The organism is Acidovorax sp. Root217 (genome assembly GCF_001428645.1).
Taxonomy (GTDB): domain Bacteria; phylum Pseudomonadota; class Gammaproteobacteria; order Burkholderiales; family Burkholderiaceae_C; genus Acidovorax.
In genome coordinates this window covers 98,042-105,179 of sequence record NZ_LMIH01000044.1, presented here as the reverse complement: position 1 = coordinate 105,179, position 7,138 = coordinate 98,042, and the positions used below count along the sequence as shown (strand labels likewise).

Sequence of the window (7,138 nt, the reverse complement as noted above, 5' to 3'; positions counted from 1 at the left end):
TTTCTTTGGCGAAGCAAAGAACAAGTACCTCGGCCGCCGGGCCGAGACCCGGCCTCCGCCCTCCATCAAGGCATGCAGCCACCATCAAACCGCAAGCGACGAAGGAGACCCGTGCTCCGCCTTCAGCCAAGCAAAAGCAACAATCTAGCGAAACGGCTTCAGCGGCGCATCATTTCAAGAAATTCATGAACGCCGTAATGATCACCGCATTGAAGAAATCAATGAACAGCGAGCCCACCAGCGGGATCACGAAGAACGCCTTGACCGACGGCCCGTTGACCGCCGTGAACGCCTGCATATTCGCCATGGCATTGGGTGTGGCGCCCATGCCGAAGCCGCAATGCCCGGCGGCGATGACGGCGGCATCGTAGTCCCGCCCCATCACGCGGAAGGTGACCCAGTAGCCGTAGGCGAACATCAGCGCCGTCTGCGCCAGCAGAATCACCAGCAGCGGCCCCGCCACCTCGGCCAGCTCCCACAGCTTCATCGACATCAGCGCCATGGCCAGGAAGAAGGCCAGCGACACATTGCCCACCACCTCGAACTGCCGCAGCGGCAGCTCGCTGTTGCGCCAATCGATGATGTTGCGCACCAGCGCCGCCACCAGCATGGGCCCCAGGTACGAGGGCAGCGTGACGCCCAGGTCCTTGAGCCAGTTCACCAGCAGCGTGCCGATGCCGATGGACACGGCAATCAGGATGCTGGCGTACATCACCGTATCGCCACCACTGCCCGTGTTGGCCGTGACGGGCACCGGTATGGCCGGCGCGGTGGCAGCGCTGGCGCCATGCGCGTGCAGGCCGTTGCGCCGCATGAGCAACGTGCCCAGGGGGCCGCCAATCACGCAGCCCGCCACCAGGCCATAGGTCGCGGCAGCAATCGCGGCCGGCAGGGCACCGGCTGCGCCGGCCTGCTCCAGCAGGGGGCCGAAGGCGGCCGACGTGCCATGTCCGCCCGTCAGGGAAATGGAGCCCGCCGCCACGCCAATGAGCGGGTGCACGCCGAGCAGTGCTGCCAGGCCCGCGCCCAGGGTGTTCTGCAGCAGCACCAGCCCCACGGCCGCCGCCAGGAACAGGGCCACACCCACCCCGCCCTTCTTGAGCAACTCGAAGCTGGCAGAAAAGCCGATGGTGGTGAAGAACACCAGCAGCAAAAAGGCGCGCATGTTGTCATAGAACTCGAACGCAAAGCTGCCGCTCAGGTGGCCCGCCAGCGCGATGAGGGAGAACACCAGCCCGCCGATGATGGGGCCTGGTATGAAGTAGCGCGACAGCACGCCTACGTGCTTCTTGATGAAGTCGCCCAGGACCAGGAGCACGGCGGCAACGCCGATGGTCTGTGCAATGTCCAGCTGGATGGTGATCATGGTGGTGGTGTTGGCTGGTGCCAGGCAGCAAGGCCTGGCCGGAACGCAGCCACCGGGTCAATGGGGTGGCCATGGGGATGCAGCAGCACGCTGCGCGAGCCGGCGAGTGTATCGCCGCACAAATGCCCCCTCCAGAGCATGCGCAGGCTGCGCGCAGGGGGCGCATGGCTGCGGCTATGCTTGGCGGCCCACCCACCGCTGCACTCCATGCGCCACCGCGCCGCCCCCATGCCACCCCGCCTGATCCGCTTCAACAAACCCTATGGCGTGCTGAGCCAGTTCACGGCCGAGGGCAAGTGGCAGGGGCTCAAGGACTACATCGACCAGCCCGGCGTGTACGTGGCCGGCCGGCTCGACGCCGACAGCGAAGGCCTGCTGCTGCTCACCAGCGACGGGCCGCTGCAGGCCCGCATTGCCGACCCGCGCTTCAAGATGGAAAAGATCTACTGGGTGCAGGTCGAAGGCCTGCCCGGTGAAGATGCCCTCGCGCAACTGCGCAGCGGCGTGCAGCTCAATGACGGTCCGACACGGCCCGCGCGGGCCCGCCTGCTCGATCCACCGCCAGCGGTATGGGAGCGCACGCCGCCTATCCGCGAGCGCAAGGCCATCCCCACCGCCTGGATCGAGCTGGCCATCCGCGAAGGCCGCAACCGCCAGGTGCGGCGCATGACGGCGGCCGTGGGCTTGCCCACGCTGCGGCTGGTGCGCGCGGCCATCGGCCCCTACACGCTCGACGGGCTGGCACCGGGGGCGTGGGCCGAGCAGGCCGTGCTGTAACAACCACGGCGCCCGGCCAGCCGTGTCGCTTTTCCAAGCACCCCGTCGAGGGTAAACCCGAATTTTTCAAGTCCTATAGAGGACTATAGTTCTTGCATGGAGTCCTCTTCGCACCTGGCCCTGGTCGACAGCGCCCCGGGCATGCGCCGCTATGCCGCCCTGGCCAATGCCCTGCGCGTGCGCGTGGTGGCGGGCGAGTGGCCACCGGGCAGCGCCCTGCCGGCCGAGAGCCTGCTGGCCGCCGAGCACCAGGTGGCCCTGGGCACTATGCGCCGCGCGCTGGAGCTGCTGGTGGAGCAAGGGCTGATCGAGCGCATCCACGGCAAGGGCACCTTCGTGCGCCAGGGCATCGCGGGCGGGTCCATGCTGCGGTTTTTTCGCTTTGGCGGCGGTGGCGGCAGCGAAGTACCGCAGTCGCGCATCCTCGTGCGCAAGAGCGTGACCGCAACGACCGCCGTGGCGCGCGGCCTGGGCATTGGCCCGGGTGAGCCCGTGCTGCACCTGCTGCGGCTGCGTCTGCTGGCCAGCCAGCCCTGCCTGATCGAAGAGATGTGGCTGCCGCTGGACCTGTTCGCACCGCTGGCCGACGACGACCTGGCTGGGTGGGACGACTTGCTCTACCCCATGTTCGCGCGCCGCTGTGGCGTGCACGTGCACCGCGCGGTGGACCAGATCGGCTTTGGCGCAATGACCGGCGCCCAGGCCGCCCAGTTGCGCCTGCCGGCCGGCCACCCCTGCGTCGCCGTGGAGCGCAGCGCCTACGACCTGACAGGCCGCTGCGTCGAGTGGCGCACCACGCGCGGCGATGCCAACGCCTTCCACTACACCATCACGATCACCTGACCGCCCCCGGCCGCCTTCACCCCGGAACACTGGAGCACATCCGCCATGACCCATTCCAAGCACTCCACTTCAACCGCCACCCTCTCGCGCCGTGGCCTGCTGGTGCAGGCCGCAGGCGCCGCGCTGGCTGCGCCCTGGGTGGCCAGCAGCCATGCCGCCACCGTAGCGGGTGGCCGGCCGATCTCGCTGGTGGTGTCCTACCCCGCAGGCGGTGGCGCGGACCTGATCGCGCGCATCATCGCGCCGCGCCTGGCCGAAGCCCTGGGCCAGGGCGTGGTGGTGGAGAACAAGCCCGGCGCCAGCGGGCAACTGGCCGCCTCGCAGGTGGCGCGCGCCACGCCGGACGGCAGCGTGCTGCTGCTCGACGCCTCGTCGTTCGCGGTGAACCCCTCGCTGTTCCCCAAGCTGCCGTACGACAGTGCCAAGGCCTTCACGCCGCTGGCGGTGTTGGCCACCTTTCCCAACGTGCTGGTGTGCACGCCCGGCTTTTCGGCCAAATCGGTCAAGGACGTGATCCAGCTGGCCAAGGCCAAGCCGGGCGAGCTGACCTATGCCTCCTCGGGCAATGGCTCGGCGCAGCACCTGGCGGGCGCCATGTTCGAGGGGCGAGCGGGCGTGCAACTGCTGCATGTGCCCTACCGCGGCGGCGGCCCGGCCATGACCGACGTGATGGGCGGGCAGGTGCCGCTGTTCTTTGCCAACGTGGCCTCGTCGCTGGGCCATATCCAGGCCGGCAAGCTGCGCCCCCTGGCCGTGACCAGCATGGTGCGCGCCCGCTCGCTGCCCGAGGTGCCCACCATGGCCGAGGCCGGCGTGCCCGGCTACGAGGTGCTGGAGTGGAACCCGCTGCTGGCCCCCGCCGGCATGGCTGCCGACACCCGGGCCACGCTGGTGGCCGCCGTGCGCAAGGCCCTGGCCGACCCCGAGGTGCTGGGCCGCGTGCGCCAGTTGGGGGGCGATGTGTTCGCCGATGCCTCGCAGCAGACCGCCGGCAAGTTCATCGCTGCGCAGCAGGAGCAGTGGGCCAGAGTGGTGCGCGAACGCAAGATTTCCGTCGGATAGACAAGCCCCAGCCCTGGGCGCGCACGTTTCGTGCATGGCCCAGTGGCACGCAGCCCCCTCAATCACCGAAATGGCTTTGACCGCCCCCCCTTTTTCACCCGCCCTGCCCCAGGGCTGGGACACCCACGTGCATGTGTTCGACAGCGCCGCACCTGCGCAGGCCGGCCACTACCAGCCCGTGCACCGGCCGCTGGCCGATATCGAGGCGCTGGCCGCAGCGCATGGCGTGGGCCACCTGGTGCTGGTGCAGCCCAGCGTGTACGGCACCGACAACCGCGTGCTGCTCGATGCGCTGGCCCAGTCCAGCGGCCGCCACCGCGGCGTGGTGGTGCTGGACGGCACCGTACCCGACGCGGAACTGGACCGCATGCATGCCCTGGGCGTGCGCGGCGTGCGCTTCAACCTCGTCTCGCCCGTGGGAAACGGCCCCGAGACCATGAAGACCCTGGCCCCGCGCCTGGCCGAGCGGGGCTGGCATGTGCAGTGGTACGCCAACCCCGAAGACCTGGCCACCATCGTCCACCTGCACCAGGGCACGCCCGTGGCCTGCGTGCTCGACCACCTGGCCGGCCTGCACGGCCTGCTGCCCTCTGATGACCGTGCCTGGCAGGCCCTGGCCAAGCTGGCCGGGCAAGGCGCCTGGGTGAAGCTCTCGGGCTGGTACCGGCTGCAGGCCAGCGCGCCCTATGGCCTGCTGCACCCGGCCATCACCCGCGTGGCCGCGCACATGGGGGATCGCCTGGTGTGGGGCTCCGACTGGCCGCACACCTCGTTCGCACCCGACGCCCTGCCACGCTATGCCAGCGTGTGGGAGCCGGTGGTGAATGCGCTGGGCCACGAGGCCGCGCTGCGCATCCGCGATGCCGGCGCGCGCCTGTACGCCTAAGAACCCGGCAGCAACCCGGCTACTCGCTGGCCTGCGCCGCCTCGTCGATCACCAGATAGCGTTTGACCAGGTCGAAAAAGCTTTCGTAGAAGGTGTCCGCCGTGATGGTCTCGCTGCCTACACGCACCAGCGATTCGCTGCTCGACGAGAACGGCAGCGACACCGAGCCGATGGCACCCACGCCCAGGCTGGCCGAGTTGTTGGTCTTGCGCAGCGCAAAACTGTCCTGGATGGCGGTGACGAAGCCCAGGCTGATCTTGCCCGTGGGCGACTCGGGCACGCAGACCACGCGGATCACCATCTGCATGTGCGTCTCGGTACCGGGCTGGAAGTTCTTCTTGCCCTCCACCAGCTCGGCCGAGCTGGTGTTGATGAGGTAGCCCTGGCTGAGCAGCGCCCGGCGCGATGCCTCGCAGGTCTGCGCCGGCGTGGCATCGAACAGCCGCGAGTAGGTGGCCAGCGAGCCGAACTTCTCCTGCGGTGCCTGGGGCCCCGGTGTGCTACTGGGAAGGGCGCCGCAGCCCGCGAGCAGCATGGCAACGCCAGCCAGCAGTGCGCAAAGCGGTCGATAGGCGCGTGACGTGGCGCCGCAAGGCAACAGGGCAGAAGGGTTCGAGGGCATCGTCGGATTCAAAAGCGGCACTCCGAAAAGGCAGGCATTGGAGGGTGGCCGGGGCGCCGGCACTGTGGACAACGACAGACAAAGGCAACGGCGGGCAACTGTCGCTGTGAGGCGCCGTACCTGCGGTCGGTTCCCTGCATTCTAAAAATGAAATTCGTCTCCGGGATGGCATGCCCATCGGGGCACGACGGTCGAACTGCGCAGTTCTCGGCCGAAGCACCATCATGCCATGTTGCTCTCATTTCGATAGCCCGCAAGCCCATCTGCACGACATTGGTCTTGATTGTTACAAATAGCCGCGCAAGTCGCGGGCGCAGGCGCAATACCTTGCGCCGTTACACATCTGGACATACAAAAAACCATTTACTACAAATACACTAGCCGGCTATGGGCCAGCTGGCGCTCCTATGGGAGGGGGCCGCACCAAGATGCCCGAGGAGGGCCGCGCCTTCGCGCGCGGTGAAGGAAGAGCTACGTGAACCAAAAACCTGACCTTTCGTTTTCCCTGGAACCCATTGAAAAGGAATCCGCCGCCAAGACCGTCTTCACGGAGCGCACCTGCCCCCGTTGCAAGTACGCGCGGCAGGCCTCCGACATGGCACCCGATTGGCAGTGCCCGAGCTGCGAAGTGGCCTACGACAAGGTAGACCCGCCCAAGCCGCGCGAACCCGAGGCCGCCGCCCCTGCGCCAGCGCCCTATGTCGGCAAGGCCGCGCGGCAGCGCGCGGAGGCTGCAGCGGCCGCAGAGGCTGCGGCGGCCGCCAAGAAGAAGGAAAAAGCCAAGAAAAAGGCCCCGCGCGAGCTGCCCACGACCTGGATTGCCCTGGCGCTGGCCGTGGTGGTGGGCCTGGGCCTGGTGGGCTGGAAGTACCAAGCCGACAAGGTCCGTGCGCAGGAGCGCATTGCCAAGGCCGAAGCCGATGCACGCGCCGCCGAAGTGGCGGCGCAGAAGGCAGCGCAGGACCACCAGGCGCGCCTGAAGGACCTGGAGAAGCAGGCCCGCCGCACCGATGGCCCCGAGGCCGTGCAGGAGCTGCAGGCACTGGCCGCCAAGGGTGACCTGCGGGCCATGCTGGTGCTGGGCATCACGCTGCGCGACGGCCGCGGCGTGCCCAAGGACCAGGCCCAGGCCATGCAGTGGCTCACCAAGGCCGCCAACGAAGGCTATTCGCTGGCCAGCGTGCAGCTGGGCTACATCTACGAGCGCGGCCTGGGCGAGACCCAGCAGGCCGAGCAGGCCGAAAACTGGTACCTGCGCGCCGCGCGCCAGGGCGACCCATCGGGCCTGTACAGCCTGGGCCTGCTCTACTCCACGGGCCTGGACAACGTGGGCCGCCGGCCCGTGGCCGCCCACATGCTGCTGGACCTGGCCCAGCGCGCGCACAAGGAGCAGCAGCAGGACGACTCGCTCACCCCGCCCAACCGCGGCGCCTTCTGGGCCGCCGGCACGCAGCGCCGCCTGGCGCCCACGATGAGCATCGTGGAGGTGGCCGAGGCCAAGCGCCTGGCCGACGCCTGGAAACCTGGCCAGCCCTTCGGCTTCTGAAGCGCCGAAGCCTTCGATGGCTTTGGAGTGGTGCTT

Annotated in this window: 7 protein-coding genes; 5 read left to right on the top strand and 2 right to left on the bottom strand. The window is 68.5% G+C overall.

From position 1 onward, the window contains the following. Window positions 1-169: 169 nt before the first annotated feature. Window positions 170-1,366, bottom strand: coding sequence for a sodium/glutamate symporter (gene gltS / locus ASE31_RS29830; protein WP_057206719.1), 1,197 nt, complete (start codon window positions 1,364-1,366; stop codon window positions 170-172). Window positions 1,367-1,573: 207 nt separating this feature from the next. Here gltS and ASE31_RS29825 point away from each other — a divergent pair, with 207 nt between their 5' ends. The 4 genes from ASE31_RS29825 to ASE31_RS29810 all read left to right on the top strand — a co-directional run bounded on the left by ASE31_RS29825 (window position 1,574) and on the right by ASE31_RS29810 (window position 4,934). Then, entirely contained in the window at window positions 1,574-2,143 is a 570-nt protein-coding gene (locus ASE31_RS29825; RefSeq protein WP_057206717.1) for a pseudouridine synthase, read from the top strand. Between the two features lie 96 nt (window positions 2,144-2,239). Further along, window positions 2,240-2,986, top strand: coding sequence for a GntR family transcriptional regulator (locus ASE31_RS29820; RefSeq protein WP_057206715.1), 747 nt, complete (start codon window positions 2,240-2,242; stop codon window positions 2,984-2,986). A 45-nt stretch (window positions 2,987-3,031) separates the two neighbouring features. Further along, the gene (locus ASE31_RS29815) at window positions 3,032-4,048 is read left to right on the top strand and encodes a tripartite tricarboxylate transporter substrate binding protein (RefSeq protein ID WP_057206713.1); all 1,017 of its coding nucleotides are present in this window, start codon (window positions 3,032-3,034) and stop codon (window positions 4,046-4,048) included. 70 nt (window positions 4,049-4,118) lie between these two features. Further along, window positions 4,119-4,934, top strand: coding sequence for an amidohydrolase (locus tag ASE31_RS29810; RefSeq protein ID WP_057206711.1), 816 nt, complete (start codon window positions 4,119-4,121; stop codon window positions 4,932-4,934). A gap of 19 nt (window positions 4,935-4,953) precedes the next feature. On the opposite strand, the gene ASE31_RS29805 is transcribed toward ASE31_RS29810, so the two are convergent. Further along, window positions 4,954-5,469, bottom strand: a complete 516-nt coding sequence (locus ASE31_RS29805) for a DUF2242 domain-containing protein (RefSeq protein WP_235514806.1) — start codon at window positions 5,467-5,469, stop codon at window positions 4,954-4,956. Window positions 5,470-6,031: 562 nt separating this feature from the next. Here ASE31_RS29805 and ASE31_RS29800 point away from each other — a divergent pair. Further along, window positions 6,032-7,102 carry a tetratricopeptide repeat protein gene (locus ASE31_RS29800; protein WP_057206707.1) on the top strand — a complete coding sequence of 357 codons (1,071 nt, stop codon included), beginning with the start codon at window positions 6,032-6,034 and terminating at the stop codon, window positions 7,100-7,102. Window positions 7,103-7,138 lie beyond the last annotated feature (36 nt).

Excerpts from the sequence above, each read along its gene's own strand:
- gltS (WP_057206719.1), bottom strand. The coding sequence starts at position 1,366 with ATGATCACCATCCAGCTGGACATTGCACAGACCATCGGCGTTGCCGCC.
- ASE31_RS29825 (WP_057206717.1), top strand. The coding sequence starts at position 1,574 with ATGCGCCACCGCGCCGCCCCCATGCCACCCCGCCTGATCCGCTTCAAC.
- ASE31_RS29820 (WP_057206715.1), top strand. The coding sequence starts at position 2,240 with ATGGAGTCCTCTTCGCACCTGGCCCTGGTCGACAGCGCCCCGGGCATG.
- ASE31_RS29815 (WP_057206713.1), top strand. The coding sequence starts at position 3,032 with ATGACCCATTCCAAGCACTCCACTTCAACCGCCACCCTCTCGCGCCGT.
- ASE31_RS29810 (WP_057206711.1), top strand. The coding sequence starts at position 4,119 with ATGGCTTTGACCGCCCCCCCTTTTTCACCCGCCCTGCCCCAGGGCTGG.
- ASE31_RS29805 (WP_235514806.1), bottom strand. The coding sequence starts at position 5,469 with ATGCTGCTCGCGGGCTGCGGCGCCCTTCCCAGTAGCACACCGGGGCCC.